General features: G+C 58.9%; 20 protein-coding genes. 10 read left to right on the forward strand and 10 right to left on the reverse strand.

Features of this window, described 5'->3' with window-relative positions:
- Positions 1–86 precede the first annotated feature (86 nt).
- Positions 87–461 carry a GAF domain-containing protein gene (locus RVM26_RS01360; RefSeq protein ID WP_498940348.1) on the forward strand — a complete coding sequence of 125 codons (375 nt, stop codon included), beginning with the start codon at positions 87–89 and terminating at the stop codon, positions 459–461.
- Positions 445–2,025, forward strand: a complete 1,581-nt coding sequence (locus RVM26_RS01365) for a sensor domain-containing diguanylate cyclase (protein WP_498940350.1) — start codon at positions 445–447, stop codon at positions 2,023–2,025. The genes RVM26_RS01360 and RVM26_RS01365 overlap by 17 nt, the downstream gene beginning before the upstream one ends.
- A gap of 4 nt (positions 2,026–2,029) precedes the next feature.
- Here RVM26_RS01365 and RVM26_RS01370 read toward each other — a convergent pair whose 3' ends face one another.
- Positions 2,030–2,683, reverse strand: a complete 654-nt coding sequence (locus RVM26_RS01370) for a DUF1826 domain-containing protein (protein ID WP_486996359.1) — start codon at positions 2,681–2,683, stop codon at positions 2,030–2,032.
- A 123-nt stretch (positions 2,684–2,806) separates the two neighbouring features.
- Between RVM26_RS01370 and RVM26_RS01375 the strand changes: the two genes are divergently transcribed.
- The 3 genes from RVM26_RS01375 (at position 2,807) to RVM26_RS01385 (ending at position 5,817) form a co-directional block, all read left to right on the forward strand.
- Complete coding sequence (locus RVM26_RS01375; protein ID WP_498940352.1) at positions 2,807–3,913, forward strand: CobW family GTP-binding protein; 1,107 nt, start codon at positions 2,807–2,809, stop codon at positions 3,911–3,913.
- Positions 3,914–4,033: 120 nt separating this feature from the next.
- Positions 4,034–5,041, forward strand: coding sequence for a CNNM domain-containing protein (locus RVM26_RS01380; protein ID WP_144979727.1), 1,008 nt, complete (start codon positions 4,034–4,036; stop codon positions 5,039–5,041).
- A 125-nt stretch (positions 5,042–5,166) separates the two neighbouring features.
- Complete coding sequence (locus RVM26_RS01385; RefSeq protein ID WP_498940354.1) at positions 5,167–5,817, forward strand: peroxiredoxin; 651 nt, start codon at positions 5,167–5,169, stop codon at positions 5,815–5,817.
- Between the two features lie 187 nt (positions 5,818–6,004).
- On the opposite strand, the gene RVM26_RS01390 is transcribed toward RVM26_RS01385, so the two are convergent.
- The gene (locus tag RVM26_RS01390; protein ID WP_498940356.1) at positions 6,005–7,018 is read right to left on the reverse strand and encodes an isocitrate dehydrogenase; all 1,014 of its coding nucleotides are present in this window, start codon (positions 7,016–7,018) and stop codon (positions 6,005–6,007) included.
- A 496-nt stretch (positions 7,019–7,514) separates the two neighbouring features.
- On the opposite strand from RVM26_RS01390, the gene RVM26_RS01395 reads away from it, so the two are divergent.
- Both RVM26_RS01395 and RVM26_RS01400 read left to right on the forward strand, forming a co-directional pair.
- A complete protein-coding gene (locus RVM26_RS01395) occupies positions 7,515–9,005 on the forward strand; it encodes a SulP family inorganic anion transporter (protein ID WP_100731021.1) in 1,491 nt (496 codons plus the stop codon).
- A gap of 19 nt (positions 9,006–9,024) precedes the next feature.
- A complete protein-coding gene (locus tag RVM26_RS01400; RefSeq protein ID WP_498275201.1) occupies positions 9,025–9,882 on the forward strand; it encodes a universal stress protein in 858 nt (285 codons plus the stop codon).
- A gap of 43 nt (positions 9,883–9,925) precedes the next feature.
- Here RVM26_RS01400 and RVM26_RS01405 read toward each other — a convergent pair whose 3' ends face one another.
- From RVM26_RS01405 to RVM26_RS01420, 4 genes are all read right to left on the reverse strand, one after another.
- Positions 9,926–10,906, reverse strand: a complete 981-nt coding sequence (locus tag RVM26_RS01405) for an arsenic resistance protein (protein WP_498940358.1) — start codon at positions 10,904–10,906, stop codon at positions 9,926–9,928.
- Entirely contained in the window at positions 10,903–11,295 is a 393-nt protein-coding gene (gene crcB, locus RVM26_RS01410; RefSeq protein ID WP_039175569.1) for a fluoride efflux transporter CrcB, read from the reverse strand. The genes RVM26_RS01405 and crcB overlap by 4 nt, the downstream gene beginning before the upstream one ends.
- Entirely contained in the window at positions 11,292–11,675 is a 384-nt protein-coding gene (locus tag RVM26_RS01415; RefSeq protein WP_096921376.1) for a fluoride efflux transporter FluC, read from the reverse strand. Before RVM26_RS01415 ends, crcB begins: the two co-directional genes overlap by 4 nt.
- A gap of 103 nt (positions 11,676–11,778) precedes the next feature.
- On the reverse strand, positions 11,779–13,473 hold the full coding sequence (locus RVM26_RS01420; protein WP_498940361.1) for a 2-isopropylmalate synthase: 1,695 nt from the start codon (positions 13,471–13,473) through the stop codon (positions 11,779–11,781).
- Positions 13,474–13,692: 219 nt separating this feature from the next.
- Between RVM26_RS01420 and RVM26_RS01425 the strand changes: the two genes are divergently transcribed.
- The gene (locus tag RVM26_RS01425; RefSeq protein WP_498940363.1) at positions 13,693–14,169 is read left to right on the forward strand and encodes an Lrp/AsnC family transcriptional regulator; all 477 of its coding nucleotides are present in this window, start codon (positions 13,693–13,695) and stop codon (positions 14,167–14,169) included.
- Positions 14,170–14,268: 99 nt separating this feature from the next.
- On the forward strand, positions 14,269–14,628 hold the full coding sequence (locus RVM26_RS01430; protein ID WP_039175573.1) for a RidA family protein: 360 nt from the start codon (positions 14,269–14,271) through the stop codon (positions 14,626–14,628).
- Between the two features lie 8 nt (positions 14,629–14,636).
- Here the strand turns inward: RVM26_RS01430 and RVM26_RS01435 are convergent, their stop codons facing one another.
- The 4 genes from RVM26_RS01435 to RVM26_RS01450 form a co-directional block, all read right to left on the reverse strand.
- A complete protein-coding gene (locus RVM26_RS01435) occupies positions 14,637–15,500 on the reverse strand; it encodes a MurR/RpiR family transcriptional regulator (protein ID WP_498940366.1) in 864 nt (287 codons plus the stop codon).
- Positions 15,490–17,259, reverse strand: a complete 1,770-nt coding sequence (locus tag RVM26_RS01440) for an EAL domain-containing response regulator (RefSeq protein WP_498940368.1) — start codon at positions 17,257–17,259, stop codon at positions 15,490–15,492. Before RVM26_RS01440 ends, RVM26_RS01435 begins: the two co-directional genes overlap by 11 nt.
- A complete protein-coding gene (locus tag RVM26_RS01445; protein WP_498940369.1) occupies positions 17,256–19,877 on the reverse strand; it encodes a GAF domain-containing protein in 2,622 nt (873 codons plus the stop codon). Before RVM26_RS01445 ends, RVM26_RS01440 begins: the two co-directional genes overlap by 4 nt.
- Positions 19,878–19,949: 72 nt before the next feature.
- Entirely contained in the window at positions 19,950–21,305 is a 1,356-nt protein-coding gene (locus RVM26_RS01450; protein ID WP_498940371.1) for an aldehyde dehydrogenase family protein, read from the reverse strand.
- 144 nt (positions 21,306–21,449) lie between these two features.
- On the opposite strand from RVM26_RS01450, the gene RVM26_RS01455 reads away from it, so the two are divergent.
- Positions 21,450–22,622, forward strand: a complete 1,173-nt coding sequence (locus tag RVM26_RS01455; RefSeq protein ID WP_498940373.1) for a GNAT family N-acetyltransferase — start codon at positions 21,450–21,452, stop codon at positions 22,620–22,622.
- Positions 22,623–22,627 lie beyond the last annotated feature (5 nt).

A 22,627-nucleotide genomic window follows, 5' to 3' on the forward strand; every position in this document is an offset into this window, starting at 1 on the left:
GGTGGAAGACGCCAAGCCAAAGGGTCGCTAGTCTACGTTGGGAGCGGTAAGTGAAACGTATTGCGGGCCAGTGACACGAGGCGAGCATGCTAAATCAACGTTGGCAGCACATCAGTAAGTACAAGCTCACGCAGGAGAATGAGTCGGATGCTCTGGATCATCTGATTGCCTCCTTGGCAGACTTCTTCGAATTCCCCGTTGCATTGATCTCGGTGCTTGGCCAGAAGCAGTGGTTTATCGCCAAAGCGGGGTTGGACGTGGATTTCACTTCCCTCGAGGATGCCTTCTGTCGCTACGTCGTTGAACTGCGCGCTCCGCTGGTCATCGAGGATGCCAGCCAACACCCGGATTTTTGCGATAACCCCCTCGTGCTTTCCAGCCCGTATATTCGCTTTTATGCAGGTGTGCCATTGGTGGCGGGCGGGCGGGCGGGAGGTCGGCGCCGTGTGCCTGATCGATGATCGGCCCAATACGCTGACCGCCAAAGACCTCAAGTTTTTAGAATCGCTCAGCTTTTTCATCAGTGATTACATCCGTCTCATCGACAAGCAGCGCGCCAAGGTCAGCAGCGCAGATTTTTCATTGATGATCGAGGCCGCTGATGTCGGCGTCTGGGATTGGGAAATTCCCAATGACCATAACGTCTTCAATCAACGTTGGTGCGAGTTGCTAGGGCTTGAGCGCGATGAGGTGGAGAGCCGGTCGTCTTTCTGGAAAGGCTTGGTACATAGTGACGACTATGCGCGGCTCAACAATGCCATACGTGCCCATCTGGCAGATGAAAGCGCCGTCTTGAATGTGGAGTATCGGCTGCGCCATGCGGAGGGTCATTGGCTATGGGTCAACACTTATGGACGTACCGTGGCCAACGACAGTGCAGGCCGTCCACTGCGCATGACCTGCGTGATTCGTGATATCAGCGAAAAGAAACGTATCGAGCTGCGCGAGTACAAGCAGGTTCAACTGCTGAATTTCATGAATCGTGCGCAGAGCGTCTTCCTCCAGGAAAAAAACATTCGTCACTCCTGCGAGCTGGTGTTCGATGAATTGCTTGCCTTGGCAGAGAGCCAGTTCGGCCTGATTGGCCAAGTCGTGGAACAGGAAGGTCATGGCAAGACTTTGTTCATTCATGCGCTGACGAACATTAGCTGGAGCGAAGAAACCAATGAACAGTACCGTGCTTATCAGCGCGGCGAGCTTTTTTTCAATAATCTCGATAACCTGTTTGGCCACGTCGTGACGTCGGGTAACGTGGTCATGGCCAACCAGCCCAGACGCCACCATGCGTCACGGGGAACGCCGGCTGGCCATCCTCCCCTCAAGCGCTTTCTGGGCCTTCCTATCAAGATCGGTGACGAGACCGTCGGCATGATTGGACTGGCCAACAAGGAAGAAGATTATTCCGAAGAGGACGCGCTTTTCTTGCAGCCGCTTCTGGATACGTTAGGGGCTCTGTTCTACGCCTTGGAGGTCGAGCAGTCGCGACTCGATGCCGAGCGTAAGTTGCGCTATCTGGCTGAAACGGACGTGTTGACCAAACTGCCTAATCGGCGTGCTTTTATCGAACGTATCCAAGGGTTCTATGCCCATGATGCCAGCGTGGCCAGAAGCTTCTGCATTGCCGTCATCGATATCGACTATTTCAAGACGATCAACGATCAATATGGGCACCAAGTGGGCGATGAGGTGCTTCAAGAAGTTGCTTTCCGCCTGAGCAGTAGTGTGCGCTCCGACGATCTGGTCGCACGCCTGGGAGGAGAGGAGTTTGGGGTGGGGATGTACGATACCAAAGAGGGCTGTTCGCTGGAGCATTTGCGCAAAGCGGTGGCCTTGACACCCATCGTGACCAGTGAAGGCCTGGTGAGCGTCACCGTCAGCATTGGAGCCTGTCAGGTGAATCCTGAAAGCGCCCCTGCACAGTGGGAAAGCGACCTGCGCAGCGCCGACCTTGCCCTGTATCGTGCAAAACGCGATGGCCGCAATCGAGTGAAGTGGCACATGCCCTCTTCGGTCATCAACCCTTGATGGGTCAGGCAGGGTCGATGGTCAGCAATAACCGTTTTTGACCCTCTTGGAGGGCGGGGCTTCGATGCACCAGGCCATGCTGTTCTGAACCTTCCCAGGCGCTGCCCTTGATCAAGGCAATATCGCCGGGTTTCAGCCGCTGTATGGCGTTCTCATCCAGCACGATATCGGGGCGGTTGGGGTGCGGGGCGCCCAAGCCTTGTCGGTTGACCGCGTCATTGGGCAGCCACTCACTGCCCGGTCCTGAGTAGGTGCACACCAGTCGTACCCCCAGGTTATCGCAGTGAAAGCGGGGGCACATGGCCGCCGTGAGCAGACGCAGGCGAATACCGACGCTGTCGGTATCGAACAGGTAGGCAATGGCCTGGGCAATGGTCGCCACATCTTCCACCAGCGCATCGCCTGCCTCAGGGGAGGGCAGCTTGCGTTTTAGGTCGGCCATGAAGGCTTCTTCCGGCGCTCCTAGCCAGGCATAGTGCCAATCGCGGGTGGTCTGAGACTGTGCATTGGCGTTTACTGCCAGCTCGGCGGGTAGCTTGCGCTGAAAAATGGCAATATTGATAGGTGCTTCGAAAATCTGTGGCAGGACGCTGATGTCATGCCCTTGGGCGGCATGAGAGGGCAGAGGCTGGGTCGGCGTTGAGAGCAACGGCGTCATGATGGGCTCCTCGGTGAAATCTGTTTGTGCTCATGTTGATATGTTATAACATATTTTTAATGAGTGGCCACAGAGGGTAAGAGGCTTCCCTTCGGTCCCCGCCAAGACACGCACGAGGTTGCCATGCATGATACGACGCCGATCCCCGTCAACGTCCTGACGGGATTTTTGGGCAGTGGCAAGACTACGCTGCTCAATCGCTGGGTTCGCCAAGCCTCCATGCGTAATACGCTGGTGGTGATCAATGAGTTTGGGGAAATAGGGCTCGACCACCAGTTGCTGACCCATAGCGATGAGCAGGCGGTCGTCGAGATGAGCAGCGGCTGCCTGTGCTGTACGCTGCGGGGCGATTTGAGCCGAACCCTGCAACGGGCCCTCGACGCTCAGGCCGCAAAAGGCAAGCCTGCCCCTGAGCGTGTCGTGATAGAAACCACTGGCCTTGCGGATCCTGCCCCGTTATTGCAGCTCATGATGACGGACCATTGGCTGGCGCACCGCTTTCAGCTCGATAGCGTGATCTGCTGTATCGATGCCGCCAACGGTGATGCCACGTTGCGTACCCATCGCGAATCCCAGCGCCAAGTGGCCGTGGCCGATCGGCTATTGATCACCAAGACCGATCTGGTCGATGAACATCTTCTCTCGGCACTGGCCAATCAACTGGCCACGCTGAATCCGGCGGCTGAGCAGTGGCAGGTGCTATCCGGCAACCTGAACCCTGAACTGCTGGTAGGCGCCGGGCTCTATCAGGCGGGTACAGGTCGATATCGCGTGGAAAGCTGGCTCAAGTCGGCGAGCTATCACACCACCTCGCTGGCCAGTGGGCAGTTGGAAGATTCTGGTGAGCAGCAGAGCCTTGCTCCTCTGGCGCCGCCCTCTGTGTCGGCGCATCACGACGATCAGATCAAGGCCTTCTGTTTCAGCGTAGAGGAGCGTATCAGGCCGGAAGCATTGGAGAACTGGCTGGATCTGCTGATGGCCATGATGGGCGACAGGATGCTGCGCATGAAAGCCATCGTGCATCTGCAAGGGCGAGACACACCGCTGGCGCTGCATGGCGTGCAGCATATCTTCCACCCACCGGCGTCGTTACCCGCTCACTGTGTCAGCGATCAGGTCTCCCGGTTCGTGTTCATTACCCATAACGTCTCTCCGGAGACGGTGCGTCAGCTATATACGTTTTTCAACGGGACGATACCATCCTCGTCGGATGACTTGGTGGCAGACTGAGGGTGATCACATTGCATACGGGGCTAGGCGCCAGTCCGAGACTCAAAAAAACGCTAATCTATTGACAGCTTGCTCTTCGAGGGAATATAAGTCCTCTACCACTCACTGCCTCAGGCTGCCATGCTCCTCTTATTGATCACCGCCACCTTGGCGATTGCTGTCTCTTTTCTTTGTTCAATACTAGAGGCTGCGCTTTTATCCATCACACCAAGTTATATTGCCAAGCAAAAAGATCATAAACCACGTTTGCATGCAGCGCTGGTAAAGTTAAAAGGCAACATAGATCGCCCGCTTGCCGCTATTTTGACGCTCAATACCATAGCGCATACCGTTGGAGCCACTGCCGTAGGGGCTCAGGCAGCCACCGTGTTTGGTGAAGCATCCATCGCCGTCGTCTCGGCGGTCATGACGCTACTGATCCTGGTGCTTTCTGAAATCATCCCTAAAACAATAGGCGCTACTTATTGGCGCAATATCGCACCTTTATTGCCTCGTTTGTTAAATATCATGATCGTTGGCTTGTTGCCTTTTATTTGGATGTCGGAGTTGATGACACGACGCTTGGGCAAGTCGGAACATGATGTCGATTTGCGCGACGAGATTAAAGTGTTGGCTAAAATAGGGCTGGAAGAAAAGGTACTGGATGCCGATGAGTCGCGTACAATTATCAACACGTTGAATTTGCATGATATTGCCGTGAGTCAAGCAATGACGCCTCGTACGGTCTGTGAAACCGTGCCGCCAAGTATGACCGTGCATGAATTCGACAAGAAACATGGAAAGTCTTCGTTTACTCGCTTTCCTGTCATGGATGGAGGTGAACTGGCGTTTGGCTATGTACATAAATCGGACATGTACCATGCTGATGATGCCAGCACGATGCGCGAACTCATGCACCCTATTGGCAGCGTTGATGTCACCAGTAACGTGGAGCAGGTCTTTACCTCGATGCTCAAGGATCACCTCCACATGCGTGTGATTTACGATGAGCATGGCACGTTCGTGGGTCTTATTACATTAGAAGACATCATCGAGACTATCCTGGGTCAGGATATTGTGGATGAGACAGACAGCGTTACCAACCTTCGCCACTTTGCAAAGCAGCGTTGGATCAAAAGAGCTAAGTGAGCGCGGGCATTTGTGTGCTTCCATCATGAACGCCGTTTACCTGCTTAGCTCAAAAAGTTCTATAGTGAAGGGCGATAAAGTCATATAAGGTATGAAAACCGGATACCCTTACTTGAGGAGCCACCATGTCACTACGTATCAATGCCGTTGTACCTGACTTCGAAGCGGAAACCAGCCAGGGACCGATTCGCTTTCATGAATGGATAGGCGATAGCTGGGCGATTCTGTTTTCCCACCCCAAGGATTTCACTCCTGTCTGCACCACTGAGTTTGGCGCGGTGGCTACCCTGAGCGCTGAATGGGAAAAGCGTGGCACCAAGGTGATCGGGGTGTCTGTGGACGGTGTCGAGGATCACAAGCGCTGGGCGGGCGATATCGAGACCGTCAGCGGCAGTGCTGTGAGCTTCCCTATCATCGCCGATGAAGGGCTCAAGGTCTCCAAGCTGTTCGACATGCTGCCGGAAGACGCCTACTTGCCCGATGGCCGCACGCCTGCCGATAGCGCGACGGTGCGCTCGGTTTTCATCATTGGCCCGGACAAGCAGCTGAAGCTCTCGATGACCTACCCGATGACCGTCGGACGCAATTTTGCCGAGATCCTGCGCGCGCTGGATGCTCTTCAAACCACCGCCAAGCACGGCGTGGTCACGCCTGCGGATTGGAGTGTAGGGCAGGATGTCATCATTCCTCCCAGCGTTTCCAATGAAGATGCTCAGCAGAAATTTGGTGAATTCGACGCGGTACTGCCGTACCTGCGTAAAACCAAACTGCGCTAAACCGTAGCACGCCCCGCCAGCCTGAGCTGGCGGGGTAGCTCAGCTCGCTTCGAGCGCGAGTCGCTCGATCGAGTGAGATACGCTTTGCGCTCCCTGCAATATCTCGTTAACGATCGCCTCGATCTCCTTCACGCTGTTCTGGCTATTCTGGCCCTGTTCCACCACCTGCTGCATATTTTAATAATTATCAATGATTGATCTGCTCCACCAGGGCTTGAGCAAAGGTCGACGTCGTGCCAGTGCCGCCCATGTCGGGGGTGATCATGTCTCGGCGGGTTTCGAGTACCGCACGGATGCCGTTGCGAATGGCGTCTCCTTTTTGCTGCATGCCCAGGTGGTCCAGCATTTGTGCTGCTGCCAGTAGCAGCGCACAGGGGTTGGCCATGTTCTTGCCCGCAATGTCGGGCGCAGAGCCGTGTACGGCTTCGAAGATAGCGGCTTTTTCACCGATGTTGGCGCCTGGGGCGAGCCCAAGCCCACCCACGAGCCCGGCGCACAGGTCCGAGAGAATGTCGCCAAACAGGTTGGTGGTTACCACTACATCGAACTGGTGCGGGTTCATGACCAGTTGCATGCAGGCGTTATCCACGATCATTTCCTGAAACTCGATCTCGGGATACTCACTGGCGACTTCCCGGGCTACGTCCAGAAACAGGCCGGAGCTGGTCTTGATGATGTTGGCCTTGTGGACAGCCGTCACCTTTTTACGCCCGTTCTGTTTCGCTAGCTCAAAGGCGTAACGCACGATTCGTTCGGAGCCCTGGCGGGTCACCTTGATCACGGAAAGCCCGGTATTGCCGTCGTCCACCATTTCCTGGCCATCGGAGAGGTAGGCACCTTCGGTATTTTCCCGCACGGTGATCATGTCGATGCCATCGTAGCGTGAGCGCGTGCCGGGAAAACTGATGGCCGGGCGAACGTTGGCATAAAGGTCAAAATGACGGCGCAACTGAACGTTGATGGAGGAGAAGCCCTTGCCAATCGGCGTTGTCAGCGGCCCTTTCAGGGCGATACCGTGTTTCTCGATGGCATCCAGCGATGTTTGAGGCACCAGCGTGCCGTGCTTCTCGAGCGCGACCAGTCCCGCATCGATAAATTCATAGGTCAGCCCGCACTCCAGGGCCTCCAGCACCTTCAGGGTGGCGTCCATGATTTCGGGGCCGATGCCGTCGCCTTTGATCACTGCTACTGTCTGGCTCATGTGCGGATCCTCTCGTGAAGTGGTTGAAAAAGGATGAAGAACAGGCGGCAGGCCTGCCGATTGAGTGCCATGGTAAGCGATACTTAGGGAACGGGTCATCGTCTAAACGTCTAGGGTGGGTGGGTGCGAAAGCCCCTGTTTGCTGATAAAATGCTGCGCTCAAAGCGAGCCGGGCCCTCGGCGGTCTCTGCCTCGTCTGAAGCGACAAAAGGCCAACAAGGTTTATCTTGCAATGAACGACACCATGGCAGCCATCCTTCTGCCGATATCAGGGCTGATGACTCCACCCTAGGTTCTCCCTCCTTTTCGGCGCCATGACGCGCTTCGCGTCATCTCGGTGCCATGGCATTCCGTTGCCGTTATTTGGCTATCGGCGCGTCAGCGTCTTCGTTTGGTAGTCTTCCTTCAACAAACTTTGACAACGCTATGCCCACATGCTGCCTCCGTGCGGTCCTGGTGTGCAATGTCGATCACCCTCAAACCATGGATTCCCTGAATGGCACTTTTCAGCAAGCAAGAATGGTTCTCCAATATCAAGGGCGATACGCTCTCAGGTATTGTCGTCGCGCTGGCGCTAATTCCTGAAGCCATCGCATTTTCGATCATTGCTGGCGTCGACCCCAAGGTGGGGCTGTATGCCTCGTTCTGTATTGCCGTCATCATCGCCTTTACCGGTGGTCGCCCCGGCATGATTTCTGCCGCCACCGGAGCGATGGCGCTGCTGATGGTGACGTTGGTGAGAGAGCATGGCCTGGAGTATCTGCTGGCGGCCACGCTATTGACGGGTGTATTACAAATCATCGCGGGCTACCTGAAGCTGGCGGAGCTGATGCGCTTCGTCTCCCGCTCGGTGGTCACCGGGTTTGTGAACGCGCTGGCGATTCTGATTTTCATGGCCCAGTTGCCGGAGCTTACCAACGTGACCTGGCATGTTTATGCCATGACAGCCGCAGGGCTGGGCATCATCTATCTGTTTCCCTATTTACCGGTGGTGGGTAAGTCGATTCCGTCACCGCTGGTGTGCATCGTGGTATTGACCGTAGTGTACATGGTCAGCGGTATGGAAATTCGCAGCGTCGGCGATATGGGCGAACTGCCGGATACGCTGCCCGTTTTCCTGTGGCCGAACGTGCCGCTGACTCTTGAAACGCTGATGATCATTTTCCCTTATGCGGTCATGCTGGCGGTCGTGGGCCTGCTGGAATCGATGATGACGGCCACGATCGTGGATGACCTCACCGATACCTCCAGCGATAAGAATCGCGAGTGTAAAGGCCAGGGCGCCGCCAACATTGGTGCCGGACTGATGGGCGGTATGGCGGGCTGTGCCATGATTGGCCAATCGGTGATCAACATCAAATCCGGTGGTCGTACGCGCTTATCCACGCTGATTGCCGGTGTCGTGCTGCTGCTGATGGTGGTGTTCCTGTCGGAATGGGTGTCGCAAATCCCCATGGCCGCGCTGGTGGCGGTGATGATCATGGTCTCGATTGGTACCTTTAGCTGGGAGTCCATTCGCGACCTGAAGAAACACCCGATGAGCACCAATATCGTCATGCTGGCAACCGTCGCCGTTACGGTGAGCACTCATAACCTGGCGATGGGTGTCTTTGTGGGTGTACTGCTGGCGGCCATGTTCTTCGCCAATAAAGTCGGCAACATCATGTACGTGGGCTCCAAAGAGCTCGTGCCTGGAGAGAAGCGCGAATATCAGGTGGTCGGGCAGGTGTTCTTTGCGTCGTCCGAGCGCTTCATGGCTGCGTTCGATTTCAAAGAGAGCGTCGATAAGGTCACCATTGATCTATCGAAAGCGCACTTCTGGGATGTGACCGCTGTGCAGGCCCTCGATCGCGTGGTGATCAAATTCCGCCGTGAAGGCACCGAGGTCGAGCTGGTAGGCCTGAACGAAGCTAGCGCCACCGTGGTCGATCGTTACGCGGTGCACAACGACCCGGAAGCGGTTGAAAAGCTGATGGGCGGCCACTGAGCCAGGTAAGGAGAACAACATGACTGAACAGGTAATCGCCGCCATTGACGGCTCCCAATTTGCCGAAGGCGTTTGTGACTACGCCGCCTGGGCCAGCCTGGCCCTGGAAGCACCTTTGACGCTGGTGCACGTCGTGGATAACCACGCAGGCGTGCCCGAAGCGCAGGATTTGTCCGGCAGCCTGCGTTTCGGTGCCCGCGAAAAGTTGATGGAAGAGCTTTCGGCGCTGGATGAGCAGCGTGCCAGGGTAAACCGAGAGCAGGGCAAGCTGATGCTCGAAGCTGCCAGTGCCAGAGCGGTAGAAGGCGGTGTGAGTGCGCCCACTCCCCGCCAACTGAATGGCACGCTGGTGGAAACGCTGGTGGCGTTGGAGAAAGAGATGCGCTTGCTGGTAGTGGGCAAGCGTGGTGAAACCGATCATCAGGCAAGCGGGCATCTGGGTGCCCACCTGGAGCGTATGGTGCGCGAAATGCAACGCCCGATGTTGATGGTGCCCAGAGCCTTCAGGCATCCAGAGGAGGTGCTGATAGCCTTCGACGGTAGCAAAACGGCCAGGAAGGGAGTCGAAATGTTGGCCCGCTCCCCGCTGTTTGCCGGGGCAACCTGCCATGTGCTGATTGTCGGGTCAGACACGGCGGAACATCGCAGCGAGCTGGCATGGGCGCTTGGCACCTTACGCGATGCGGGACATCATGCGCAGGGAGAAATTCGTGCCGGGGAAGTGGATGACGTTTTACAGGCGTATGAGCAAGAAAACGCCATCGACCTGCTGGTCATGGGTGCTTACGGGCACTCGCGGATTCGTCATTTGTTGGTCGGCAGCACAACCACGACCATGCTGCGCAATAGCCGAATTCCGGTACTGATTCTGCGCTGACCGACCTACCGTCTGCCGTCAGGAGTGTCATACACGCCAGTCTTTATTCGAGACTGGCGTTTTTCGTTAATGGCTCAGGCAGCAATTTGCTTGGCACCCAGCGAAGGTAGCCCACCATGCCGAACAGCTCGACGAGGGACTGAAATACGATCACGACCACGGCAGCTTGCCAGCCGTTGGGCAGAGTGAGGGCGATGGGCAGCATCACAAAGGAGTTGCGTGTGCCAAAGCTGAAGGCCAGGGTGCGTGCGCTGCGGGTCGGGAGTGAGAAAAGTCGTCCTAACGCTCGGCCCAAGAGCCCCGCCAGCAGGAGATAGCCGCTAAACAGAAGCCCTAATGGCAGCAACCACTGGGTCAGCGCCACCACGCTGGCCACTTGCGACGCCGCGATGATGAACACGACGACCGCCAGCAGTGGTACCGGGCAGTATCCCATGGCTTGCGTGATGCGTTGAGCCTTTGCTGAGCGCTCCGCCAGACGCTCCGTAAGCCAGGCAAGCAACAGAGGGGTGGCGATCAGCCCCACAAAGGCGCTGATCAGTGCTGTGGATAGGGCGATGTTCAGCCACTCTATGCCCAATAGCCACCATAAATAGACGGGGAGGGCGATCATTTGTATCAGGAGCAGTAGCGGCGTGGCGGCAATGGCGCGGCCCGTATCGCCTTTGCCCAGATGAGTAAAGGTGATGAACCAGTCGGTGCAAGGCACCAACAGCACTAGCAGTACGCCAGCCAATAGGGCGGGTGGCAGGGGCAGCCATAAAGCTGCCAAGCCTGCGGCGGCAGGAATCACGATGAAGTTGCCCACCAGCAGTGCTGCAATGAAACGTTTGTCCTGAAGGCCTTGGCGAATAGCGAGCAGGGGGATTTGGGTAAAGGTGGTGTAGAGCAGCGCACCCAGTAACGGCCAAAGCAATGGCTCCAGCACGGCCATGCGTTCGGGAGCCCATAGTCCTGCGCTTATGCCCAAGCCAATGCCAAACAGATACAGCCAGCACTGCTGTCGTTCCAGGATATCTTTCATTCGGCAGCAGGCGATGAGGCAAGTGCCCAGCGCTCTCCGGCCCAGGCGGCCAGCAGCCATAGCGGGACGCTGACCAGCACGTAGAGCGGTGCCAACCACCACTGGGGCTGTTGGGCGAGGTAGAGCGTTTCCAGGCTGAACAGTGAAAAGGTGGTGAAGCCGCCACAAAAGCCTGCCACCAGCAGAGGTTGGTGGCGTGCCAGCGCGCGGTGAGGAAAGCGCGAGGCGGTGGCTGCCAGCCAGCCGATCAGCAGCGAGCCCACGATATTGACCAGTAGCGTGCCCCAGGGGAAATAGCTGCCAAGCGCTGCCAGGGATGCCAGTGACACCCCATAACGCAGCAGGCTGCCCACGGCGCTGCCGAGCCCAACGGCCAGATAGGCGTTCATGACAACCCCCCGCCCAGCCACCAACCCAGGATGGCCATCAAGAGCCCCAAACCTAACGTACTGGCAACGTTGAGTGCCGCCCGAGCGGCTTGGCCGGACTGGTAAAGCTCCAGGGTTTGCAGGCTGAAGGAGGAGACGGTGGTATAGCCGCCCAGTAGGCCGATGATGGCGAAGGCCCAGATGGGGTCGTGATGCTGCAAGCCATAACGTGCCAGCAGCCAGCCCGCCAAGAGCGCGCCGCTGGCATTGACGATGAGCGTGCCCCAGGGGAAGGCTTTGCCTAGCCGTTTCGCGGCGGCATTGGACACGGCAAAGCGGCCCATGCCGCCAAGCGCGCCTCCCAGGGCAATCAGAAAGAGACTGGCCATGCCAGCGTCCATGGTGGCCTCGTGCGGAAAGCAGAATCAAGGCCGGAAAGTGTAGCATGTTCGGCAAGGCCCTGAGGGCGGGCCTTGCTCACTTTCATGCCTCAACCGGCGAAGATCAAGCGGTGGCCATGGAGGAGTGCTCGACGGGGGCCTCGCTGGATGCCGCCGTGCTGGCCATGTTGATGCCTGACAGCACGGCCTTGAGCGAGGCACTCACCGTGTCGCTGTCCTCTGCCACGGCACATACCCGTTGGCCGTCGATATTCAACTGCACGAAGGCAATGGCATTGGCCTCGCTGCTGCCCCCCAGTGAGTGCTCGCTGTAGTCCAGAATGGCCACGTGGCTGCCGGTATGCTGTTTCCAGGCGTCGGTGAACGATGACATGGCTCCGTTGCCCGTGCCGGAAAGGCGCAGCGTTTCGGTGCCGTGCCACAGGGTGATGTCGATGCCTTCCTGATGGCCTTTGGAAAGCCGGTAATCCGCCAGGGAGAGCGGGGCATCCAGGGCAAACTGATCGAACATCACCTGGCGGACCATGGCGCTGGAGAGCTCGCTGTTGCGCCGCTCGCTCTCTTTCTGCACGTGGGGGGCCAGTGCCAGCATCATCCAGCGGGGCAGGTGAATGCCGTAGTCGCGCTCCAGCAAAAAGGCCATGCCGCCTTTGCCTGACTGGCTGTTGACCCGGATCACTGCCTGGTAGTCGCGGCCGATGTCATGGGGGTCGATGGGCAGATAGGCCACTTGCCACGGCTCATCGGGCTTCTGATGCTTGAGCGATTTACGAATGGCATCCTGGTGGCTGCCGGAAAACGCGGTGTAGACCATCTCGCCCACCCAGGGGTGGCGGGGGTGAATGGCAATGCCGGTGCACTCATGCACGACCTGGATGATCTCGTCGGGGTTGGAGAGATCCAGCGCCGGGTCGATGCCCTGGCTGTACAGGTTCATGGCCAGCGTCACGATATCCATGTTGCCGGTACGCTCGCCGTTGCCCAGCAGCGTGCCCTCGACGCGATCGGCACCCGCCAGCAGGGCCAGCTCGGCAGAAGCCACTGCGCCGCCCCGGTCGTTATGGGTGTGTACCGAAATGATCACGCTATCCCGACGGCTGATATGCTGGCAAAAGTACTCGATCTGGTCGGCGTGGTGGTGTGGGCCGGCCACTTCCACGGTGGTGGGCAGGTTGAGAATGCACGGGTTGTCTGGCGTGGGCTGCCACACATCCATGACCGCTTCGCAGATGGCCAGTGAAAAATCGATCTCCGTGCTGGAGAAGCTTTCAGGGGAGTACTGGAAGCGCCAATCGACGTCGGGGTACTGCGCGGCATGGGTCTTGACCCAGGTGGCGCCCTGAACGGCGATGTCGGTAATGCCCTCGCGGTCCATCTCGAAGACCCGTTCGCGCTGAATGGTCGACGTGGAGTTGTACAGGTGGATGATGGCGCGCTTGACGCCCACCAGCGAGGCAAACGTTTTCTCGATCAAATGCTCTCGGCACTGCACCAGCACCGCAATGGTGACGTCATCGGGAATCTGGTCCTCTTCGATCAACCAGCGCACGAAGTCGTAATCCGGCTGGCTGGCAGAGGGAAAGCCGACCATCACTTCCTTGATACCGACCTTGATGATCTGGTGCCAAAAGCGCTGCTTCTGCTCGACGGTCATTGGCTCCAGTAGCGCCTGGTTGCCATCGCGCAGGTCCTCGCTCACCCAGATGGGAGCGTGGGTCAGTTCCCGGTCGGGCCACTGGCGATTGAACGCGGGTACCCGCGGGGCAGGGCGATACTTGCGATGATCGAAGGCAGACATGGTGAGTTTCCTGAAAGCATGAGGTTGTTTGAGGCGGCCGCTTGTGGCGTGAGCCGCGTGCCAGGCCTCCGGGTAAGAGGCCCTGGGAGCAGCTGCTTTTGGCAGACATGCTAGTGTAACCGGAATGCCGCGAAAGGTTATTGCGAAAATAGGCCAGTGGGCAGAAAAAGTGGCAGAATATGGCGGGTTTATGGATTTCATTAGTAGAGGCTGTCGAGCATGTCGGTGACTCCCCTGACGCTGGATCGTTATGACCGTCGTATCCTGGGTATCCTTCAGCAGGAAGGGCGCATCAGTAACCAAGAACTGGCCGAACGCATAGGCCTCTCGCCATCCCCCTGCCTGCGCCGGGTTCGGGCGCTGGAAACCCATGGGCTGATTACTCAGTACCGGGCCGTGGTGGACGCTCGGCCGCTGGGCTATCAGCTGATGGCGCTGCTGCATATTTCCATGGATCAACACACCCCCGAGCGCTTCGATAACTTCGAGCGCCACGTGCGTGACATTCCCAACGTGGTGGAGTGCTTGATCATCACGGGTCAAGCCGCCGACTTTCAGCTCAAGATTCTGGTCAAGGACATGGATGACTACCAGCATCTCCTGCTGCATGTCATCAATCGGATCGAAGGGGTCACGGGGGCGCATACCAGCTTTGTGTTGCGCCGTGTCTTTGAGCACCGCCCGGTACCTACCTGAGACGGGCTGTTCGATATGACCGGACAGTTCGATATGGGATAGGCAGTGGCTTGCTGGCGGTTTACACTGCTTTTTTTAATCGACACAGGAGATTGAACCATGAGTATTCAGCGTCATGATACAAAAGCCCGCATGAGCCGTGCCGTGATCCATGGCGGCGTGGCGTATCTGTGTGGCCAGGTGGCGGGCCCCGAGGCGCGCCATGGCGATATCAAGGAGCAGACCGAGAGCATGCTGGCGCGGGTGGATGCGCTATTGAAGGAGATCGGCTCCAGCCGCGAGCAGTTGCTCAGTGCGACGATCTACCTCAAGGAGGGCAGCGATTTTGCGGCCATGAACGAGGTTTGGGATGCCTGGGTACCGGAAGGCCATGCACCGGCACGCACCTGCGTGTGTGCACCGATGCCTGCCGATGAGTTGAAAGTCGAGATTACCGTGACCACGGCGGTAGATGCGTAGTCGCCGCGTTACTTGATGGACTTTTCGGCCGGAAAGCGGGTATCGCGCAGGCTGTCCTTGATCTTCTTCAGGTGCGGCAAGAAATCTTCGCCGCGCCTGAGGGTGACCCCCGTGGCCAGCGCATCGATCAAGGTGAGCTGAATCATTCGGGAGGTCATGGGCATGTAGTGGTCGGTATCTTCGGGGGTGGCGACTTCCAGGGTCGCGGTGCACTCACGTGAGAGCGGAGAGTCCGGTGCGGTAATCCCCAGCACCACGGCGCCTGCTTCGCGGGCCACCTTGGCGATATCGACCAGTTCCCGCGTGCGGCCCGTGTAGGAAATGATCACCACCACATCGCCCGTATGGCAGGCGGCAGCCACCATGCGTTGCATCAGCACATCCACATATGCCATGACCGGCAAGTTGAAGCGGAAGAACTTGTGCTGCGCATCCTGGGCCACGGCACCGGAGGCACCCAACCCGAAAAAGTGAATCTGCTTGGCCTGGGTCAGGTAATCCACCATACGCTCGACGGCGGCCATGTCCACCTCGCGCTGGGCTTCGTCCAGGGCGGCAATGGTGGCTCCGAAAATCTTGTGCGTGTACTGGGTGGCCGTATCGCCGGGCTCGACGGCACGGGTCACGTAAGGCGTTCCGCCGGCCAGGCTCTGCGCCAGCTTGATCTTGAAATCGGGATAACCCTTGGCGCCGAAGTTGCGGCAAAACCGGTTCACGGTAGGCTCGCTGACGCTGGCCGCCTGAGCGAGGCTGGCAATGCTCAGGCTGGTGGCGGCTGCCGGGTCGTCGAGGATCACGTTCGCCACCTTGCGCTCCGAACGATTCAGCTCTTCGAGACGTTCCCTTAGGCGGTCTAGCAGGTCATGCGCCATTGACTGACTCCGTGGCAGGCGTTGAGGGTAAACGAGGCGTCCACTGGCTGCACCAGTGATAAAACTCATCTGCAGGCAGTGGACGAGCATAGTAATACCCTTGCGCCGCTTCGCAACCTATCGAACGCAAATAGTCGGCCTGGGCAGCCGTTTCGATGCCCTCGGCGACGACGTCACAGCCCACCGCATGGGCCAGTTGGGTGATGGTCAAGGCCAGGTGACGATCCACGGCGTCCTTTTCCAGATCCATGACGAAGGCCCGGTCGATTTTCAGCGTCGAGAAAGGCAGGGTCTTCACATAAGCGAGGGATGAGTGGCCGGTGCCAAAATCATCGATGGCCACGGCAATATTCACATCCGCCAACTGGGCCAACTGGATACGTGCATTATCCAGGTCGCTGAGCAGGCCAGACTCGGTCACTTCGAGCGCAAAAAAGCGCGCCGGAATCCCGTGCCGGGCGAGTCGCGCCAGCAGCGCTTCGGCAAAGTCCTTGCGTGCCAATTGGCGCGCAGCCACGTTGACGGCGATATGGAAGTCATCGTCCAGCAGGCTCTGCTGCCGCCACTGGGCAATATGGCGCATGGCCTCTTCCAGCACCCACTCGCCAATCGACAGAATATCGCCACTGGCCTCGGCCAAGGGGATGAAATCCCCAGGCGAGACATGCCCCAGCTCGGGATGGTGCCAGCGCAGCAGCGCTTCGGCGCCCAGCACCCGCTGAGTGGCCAGCGACAGCTTGGGTTGAAAAGCCAACGACATCTCGCCACGCTGGGTCGCCCCACGAATGGCCTGCTGCAGGTGCAGGCGGTGGCGCTGCTGGGTTTCCAGCGTTTCGTTGTAGCTTTGAATGCGCAGCGAGCCTGACTGGGGTAGTGCCAGAGCAGCCTTGTGCACCAGCCGTTCGCTGTCGAACGGGCCCTGTGCCCAACTGATGCCAATGCGTGCATTGAGCGGCAACAGCAGGTCGCCCACTGCCTGATCCTGATCGAAACAGCTCAGTAGCTTGGATGCCAGCTGGCGCAGGGCCTTGAGGTCGTTGCTATCGGCAATGACCAGCAGTTCGCTGCCGCCCCATACGCCCAGGGTGCAGCGTTCACATAGCTGGGCGTGGAGCCGATGGCTGATATGCACCATGAGCTGATCGGCAACGCCGTAGCCGTGCAGGCGTACCACATCGTCGAGATGATCCAGGGCGATGAACAGCAGGCCCGTGTCGTCACCTGCCTGGGCGGCCTCTTGCAGCGTTTGGGTCAGCGCCCGTCGATTGGGTAGCTGGGTGATGTGGTCGGTGCGCGACTGGCGGTCCAGCTCTTCGGTGCGTTTGGCCACCATCTGTTCGAGGGTCTCGGCCTGTTTGTCGCGCACCTGATAACGGTGTTCCACATCCAGCGTGTTGCGAATGCGCTGGAGTACCTCGTCATGCTTGAAAGGCTTGGTGAGAAAATCACGTACCCCCATGCTCAGCGCTTTATGGCGTGTTTCGTCATCGATCTGGGCGGTCAGTACGATGACTGGCGGCATCTGAGCCCCGAAGTGCGCCTGCAGCTGTGACATGACCCCATAGCCATCCAGGTAGGGCATCCGGATATCCAGCAGGATCAGGTCGGGCAACTGTTGTTGGCACAGGCCCAGCACCTGGCGAGGGTCGCTGATTCCCTGCACGTGGTCGAAACCGTGATCGTCCAGCAGGTCCAGCAGCAGCTCGACGTTGATGCTGTTGTCGTCGACGATGAGTAAGCGCTTGCTCATCAGGGTCATGTGGCCATCCTTGGAGAGTGAGCGGGGGCGACAGCCAGATAGTGGCTCAGGGTCGCGGAGAGCTTGTCGAGGTCGATAGGCTTGGTCAGGTAGTCGGCAAAGCCAGCCTCGAGGCCTCGGGCAATGTCCCGTTCCATGGCGTTGGCCGACAGGGCAATGACGGGAAGGTGCTTGAGCTGCTCATCGTGGCGAATGATCTCCAGCGCTCGATAACCGCTCATACCCGGCAGGTTGATGTCGAGCAACACCAGGTCGGGCGGTGAGTAACGCATGATTTCAAGCCCCAGCTCGGCGCTGGACACGGTTTGCAGCTGGACGTGTGGGTAGTCGTCCACGATATCTTCCATGAGCTTCTGGTTGGTGGGGTTATCCTCGATATAGAGCAGGCGGTAGCTGCTCTGTGAGGCAGTGTCTCCCAACGTTGCCGACACCGCCGAGGAAGGCTCGGCGGTGTTTTTTTCTGCCATGGGCAAGGTAAACCAGAAGGTGGAGCCACGTTCGGGTTGGCTGTCCACGCCAATGGCCCCCCCCATTCGCTCCACCAGCTCACGGGTAATGGCCAGGCCGATGCCCGTCCCTTCGATGACGCCGTGCTCCTCATCCAGCCGATTGAAGGGTTCGAACAACTCTTCCAAACGTTCGGCAGGGATGCCTTTGCCAGTATCGGTCACGCTGACGCGCAGCATCGGTGCCTGGGGCACCACCTCCAGGGTGATACTGCCCTGAGGGCGATTGTATTTGATGGCATTGGAGAGCAGGTTCAGCAGGACCTGTTTGGTGCGGGTGTAATCTGCCTGCACGACCCAGCTCGAGTCGAGGGTCGGGCGCTGAAAGTGAATGCCTGCGGCTTCGATGCTGGCTTCCAGTGTACTGGCAGCATCTTCCAGCAAGCGATCGAGGGCAATGGTCTCGATGGACAGGCTCATGTGCCCAGATTCGATCTTGGCCAGGTCCAGCACCTCATTGATCAGGCTCAGCAGGTGCTGGCCACTCTTCTCGATTTGGCCTACCTGCCGCTGCTGCTTTTCGCTCAGCGGGTCTCGTCGACCTTTGGCCAGCAACTGGGCAAAGCCGATGATGGCATTCAGTGGCGTGCGCAGCTCATGGCTCATCGAAGAGAGGAAGTCGCTCTTGGCTCGGTTGGCTTTTTCAGCCTGGTCACGGGCCGTGGCCAGATCCAGAGCGACCTGTTCGCGTTCGGCCATTTGCCGATAAAGATTGATCAGCAGGGCACAGGTATCCGTGAAGGGCTGCAGCCAGTTGAGTAGCGACTGGTCCAGCGGTTGTCTGCTGTTGGCGATGGCGAACATGCCAATCAACTGGTCGCCACTGAAAATGGGCGCACCCAGGTAGTTGTCCAGCCGCGGGTGACCGGGAGGGAAGCCGCCCCGCTTGCTGTGCCCATAGACGTCATCGGTGATGACCGTTTCGCCATGGGCGTACACCCGCCCAAGCAGCGAGTCCGGATTGGTCAGGGTCATGTCGCCACTGCGCAGCATTTCCATCAGGTGGCGCGACTCGTCGTTCCAGGACAGATCGGTGATGGCGTGGATCTTCAAGGCACTGGTGGTGTCCGTGGGGAGCACTTCGCCGATCAGGGCGTAGTCACTGTCGGTCAGCTCGCGCAGTGCCTCCATCAGGAACGTCCACAGCTGCTCGCCGGACATCAGCGCCTGATAGTCGGTGATACCCTGATGCAACACCTTGAGCAGGCTCTGCTCCTTGTGCATGCGCTTGGTGGCGGCATGCACATCCGTCAAGTTGGTCAGGATGCCCAGGAACTCGACGATTTCCCCCTTTTCATCGGCAATGGCATTGACCGCGAGATGCACCGGTACGGTGTGGCCCTGCTGGTGCAGTGCGTCGACTTCCCGGCCACGGCCAATCACCCTGGGGTCGCCTCCGGCCAGAAAGTGGGCCAGGAAACCGTCATGTTGGTCACGGATGGACGCGGGTGTCAGCATGGAAACGTTGCGCCCTACCACTTCATGATGGGCATAGCCCAGCATGCTGAGCGCATAGGGGTTGATGCTCAGCACCTTGCCTGTGCGGTCGATTCGGACGATGCCCGTGGCGCTACCATTGAACAGTGTCTGGTAGCGCAGATTCGTCTGGGAGAGGTGGTAGCGCATCTGATGCTGACGCAGCAGCTCATCGACCTGGCCTGCCAGCTGTTCGAGTAGCCGGCGGTCACGGTCGGAAAATGGGCGTGGCTCGGGGCCGATCAGGCACAGCGTGCCCACGACCATCCCTTGAGCAGGCCGGAGAGGGTGGCCCGCATAAAAGCGTATGTGGGGAGCCCCGGTGACCAGCGGATTATCGAAAAAGCGTTCGTCCTCGTGAGTATCTTCCACCACCAACGGTGCATCTGCCGCCACGGCGTGGGCGCAGAACGACACTTCACGGTTGGTTTCACAGGCATCGAGCCCTTGACGCGCCTTGAACCACTGCCGGTCACGGTCCACCAGCGACACCAGCGACGTGGGTACGTCGAACAGCTCGCAGGCCAGCTGCGTCAGGCGTGCAAAGCCTTCGTCGTCTGCAGTGTCGAGAACGTGTAACCCATGCAGGGCAGCCAGGCGCTGAGATTCATTGTCTGGTAAGTCGGCCGCGTGCATGGCATTTCCTGAGTGTGTGAGCGTATGCAATCAAAGCATATTAGATAAATATCGGGCGTTGGCCTGTAATCTTTAGCCGAGCCTGAGCAATTTCAGCATCCAGCGGCGATAAGGAGGTCGCAGCCAGCGGCTGTTGGCGCGTTTGGCTTGATAAAACATTCCCCGCATATGGCTGAAACGCTCGAAGCCGTGGCGGCCATGATAAGCCCCCATGCCGCTTTCACCGACCCCCCCGAAGGGAAGCGAAGGTACGGCGTGGTGCAGCAATGTTTCGTTGAACACCAGCGCGCCCGAGCGAGTGCCCTCACGCAGTAGCTGCTGCAATCCTTTGTCATGGGTAAAAGCATAGAGCACCAGCGGCGCTGGGCGAGCGTTGATGAAGCGCAGCGCGTCCTTCTGGTGCTGTACGCTGATGATAGGCAAGGCACGGCCAAAGATCTCCTCTTGCATCAGAGGAAGCCCCTGATGGGGGTCGATCACCAGCGCGGGAGCATGCGAGCCGTGATCGATCACGCGGCAGCCTTGATCACGCGCTTGCTCGATCAGGCGCTCACTGCGTGTGGCGAAGTGTTCACTGACATGGCCGGTGGCTTCCTTGGCGGTGGGGCGCTGCTGGCGTATGGCCCGCTCCAGTGCCTTGATCAGCGCTTCCAGGCGGCTGGCCTCTACAAGAACATAATCGGGAGCCAGGCAGGTTTGGCCGTTGTTGAATCCTTTGCCGAACACGATGGCCTCGGCAGCGCTCTCCATATCCACATCGCTGGCGACCAGCGCAGGCGACTTGCCGCCCAGCTCCAACGTCACTGGGGTCAAGTTGGTCGCAGCGGCGGCTGCGACCAGGCGGCCCACTCTGCTCGAGCCGGTAAAGACCAGGTGGTCGAACGGCAGTGCGCTGAAGGCGGCGGCCACGTCCTCGCCTCCCTCGATCACAACGAACTCGTCATCGGTAAAGTATTGCGGCACCAGCTTGGCCAGCAGCGCGCTGGTATGCGGCGCCTGCTCGCTGGGTTTGAGGAGCACGGTATTACCCGCAGCCAGCGCATCCACGGTGGGCATCAGCGCCAGGCACCAGGGATAGTTCCAGGCGGACATGACACCCACCACGCCCAGCGGCTGGGGCGAGATGCGTGCACGGGCTGGCCACAGTCGCCAAGGTATGGTGGCGGCTTGCGGGCGCATCCAGTGCCACAAGTGCAGGCGGGCGTGGCGAATGGCGTGCAGCACCGAGCTGATCTCGGCCAGGCGAATTTCTACTTCACTGCGCTGACCAAAATCCGCTTGAATCGCCTGGATGATCGCCCGTTGATGGCGCCGTGTCATGAGTGCCAAGCGTGCCAGACGCTCGCGCCGAATGGCGAGGGTCGGGTAGGGCGCAGTGGCGGCGGTTTCCCGCTGCGCGGTCAGTAGGGTCGTGAGATCACGCTTCATGGCCACTCCTTGGAATCGTTCGACATTGACCATACTGGCAGGTTATAGAGGGGGAAACCCTCGACGCCAGACATTGACAATTGTTCACATCGTTAATGGTAAAGTAAGCCATCCACGGCGTCTGCCCGTGCCCTGGGAGTTGTCATGCCTTCTCTGTCGTTGACCATTCTACCTGCCATCGAGGCTGTTTCGGCAAGCCAGTGGGATGCATTGGCTGCGCCGGGTCAGCCGTTCATGCGTCATGCGTTTCTCCAGGCGCTGGAGCAAAGCGGCTCGGTCAGTGCTGCCACGGGATGGCAGCCCAGTCATCTGTGCGTCTGGCAAGGGCAGCAGCTCGTCGGGGCGCTGCCGCTGTATCGCAAATACCACTCCTACGGTGAGTACGTGTTCGACTGGGGCTGGGCCGACGCGCTGGAACGGGCAGGGGGGCAGTATTACCCCAAGGCGCTGAGTGCGGTGCCGTTTACCCCCGTGCCTGGGCCACGCACTCTGATCGCCGAGGAGGCACCTGCTGCTGAGGTATACGCCTGTCTGGCCCAGGGCATCGAGCAGTTGTGTGAAGCCCGGGAGCTCTCCAGTTGGCATCTGCTGTTTGCCCATGAGCAGGAGGTGGGCGCCTGGCAACGCCAGTGGCCGCAGCTCATCACTCGTGAAGGCGTACAGTTTCAGTGGCGTGACCAGGGGTTTGGGGATTTCGAAGGCTTTCTGGCCTCGCTGGCATCCAAGCGCCGCAAGATGATCAAACGTGAGCGCCGATTGGTGGCCGAACAGGGGATTACCCTGACGCGTTTGGTGGGCAGTGAGATCAGTGACGCAGACATGGCGCACTTCTACCGCTGCTACACCATTACCTACCATGAGCGTGGTCGCCCACCGTATTTGAATCACGCCTTTTTCGAGCGCCTGCGTCATACCATGACCGAGTCGCTGGTGCTGATCCAGGCCCGGTTGGAAGACCGCCCGGTGGCAGCGGCGCTCTGTTTTCAGGATGCCACGACCCTCTATGGCCGTTACTGGGGAAGCGAAGTGGTCGCAGACTGCCTGCACTTCGAAGCTTGCTACTATCAAGGCATTGAATACTGCCTGGAAGCCGGGTTGACGCTGTTCGACCCCGGCACGCAGGGAGAGCACAAACTGGTGCGTGGCTTTGCCCCGCAGCGCGTGCGTTCGCTGCACTACATCGTTCACCCCGGGTTGGCTGCCGGAGTAGGGCAGTTTTGCCAGCAGGAAGCCGAGCATGTTCAGGCGTATCGGCAGGCGGCCAGCCAGTCTTTACCCTATAAGTCGCCTCTGGCGTCGCAGGACCCTGCGGCTTGATGGCA

Origin of the sequence: Halomonas sp. KM072 (genome assembly GCF_050710315.1) — a bacterium.
GTDB classification, from domain to species: domain Bacteria; phylum Pseudomonadota; class Gammaproteobacteria; order Pseudomonadales; family Halomonadaceae; genus Vreelandella; species Vreelandella hamiltonii.

Excerpts from the sequence above, each read along its gene's own strand:
- RVM26_RS01375 (WP_498940352.1), top strand. The coding sequence starts at position 2,807 with ATGCATGATACGACGCCGATCCCCGTCAACGTCCTGACGGGATTTTTG.
- RVM26_RS01360 (WP_498940348.1), top strand. The coding sequence starts at position 87 with ATGCTAAATCAACGTTGGCAGCACATCAGTAAGTACAAGCTCACGCAG.
- RVM26_RS01395 (WP_100731021.1), top strand. The coding sequence starts at position 7,515 with ATGGCACTTTTCAGCAAGCAAGAATGGTTCTCCAATATCAAGGGCGAT.
- RVM26_RS01420 (WP_498940361.1), bottom strand. The coding sequence starts at position 13,473 with ATGTCTGCCTTCGATCATCGCAAGTATCGCCCTGCCCCGCGGGTACCC.
- RVM26_RS01430 (WP_039175573.1), top strand. The coding sequence starts at position 14,269 with ATGAGTATTCAGCGTCATGATACAAAAGCCCGCATGAGCCGTGCCGTG.
- RVM26_RS01380 (WP_144979727.1), top strand. The coding sequence starts at position 4,034 with ATGCTCCTCTTATTGATCACCGCCACCTTGGCGATTGCTGTCTCTTTT.
- RVM26_RS01400 (WP_498275201.1), top strand. The coding sequence starts at position 9,025 with ATGACTGAACAGGTAATCGCCGCCATTGACGGCTCCCAATTTGCCGAA.
- crcB (WP_039175569.1), bottom strand. The coding sequence starts at position 11,295 with ATGAACGCCTATCTGGCCGTTGGGCTCGGCAGCGCCGTGGGCAGCCTG.
- RVM26_RS01405 (WP_498940358.1), bottom strand. The coding sequence starts at position 10,906 with ATGAAAGATATCCTGGAACGACAGCAGTGCTGGCTGTATCTGTTTGGC.
- RVM26_RS01385 (WP_498940354.1), top strand. The coding sequence starts at position 5,167 with ATGTCACTACGTATCAATGCCGTTGTACCTGACTTCGAAGCGGAAACC.
- RVM26_RS01390 (WP_498940356.1), bottom strand. The coding sequence starts at position 7,018 with ATGAGCCAGACAGTAGCAGTGATCAAAGGCGACGGCATCGGCCCCGAA.
- RVM26_RS01425 (WP_498940363.1), top strand. The coding sequence starts at position 13,693 with ATGTCGGTGACTCCCCTGACGCTGGATCGTTATGACCGTCGTATCCTG.
- RVM26_RS01435 (WP_498940366.1), bottom strand. The coding sequence starts at position 15,500 with ATGGCGCATGACCTGCTAGACCGCCTAAGGGAACGTCTCGAAGAGCTG.
- RVM26_RS01415 (WP_096921376.1), bottom strand. The coding sequence starts at position 11,675 with ATGGACGCTGGCATGGCCAGTCTCTTTCTGATTGCCCTGGGAGGCGCG.
- RVM26_RS01455 (WP_498940373.1), top strand. The coding sequence starts at position 21,450 with ATGCCTTCTCTGTCGTTGACCATTCTACCTGCCATCGAGGCTGTTTCG.
- RVM26_RS01370 (WP_486996359.1), bottom strand. The coding sequence starts at position 2,683 with ATGACGCCGTTGCTCTCAACGCCGACCCAGCCTCTGCCCTCTCATGCC.
- RVM26_RS01445 (WP_498940369.1), bottom strand. The coding sequence starts at position 19,877 with ATGCACGCGGCCGACTTACCAGACAATGAATCTCAGCGCCTGGCTGCC.
- RVM26_RS01440 (WP_498940368.1), bottom strand. The coding sequence starts at position 17,259 with ATGACCCTGATGAGCAAGCGCTTACTCATCGTCGACGACAACAGCATC.
- RVM26_RS01450 (WP_498940371.1), bottom strand. The coding sequence starts at position 21,305 with ATGAAGCGTGATCTCACGACCCTACTGACCGCGCAGCGGGAAACCGCC.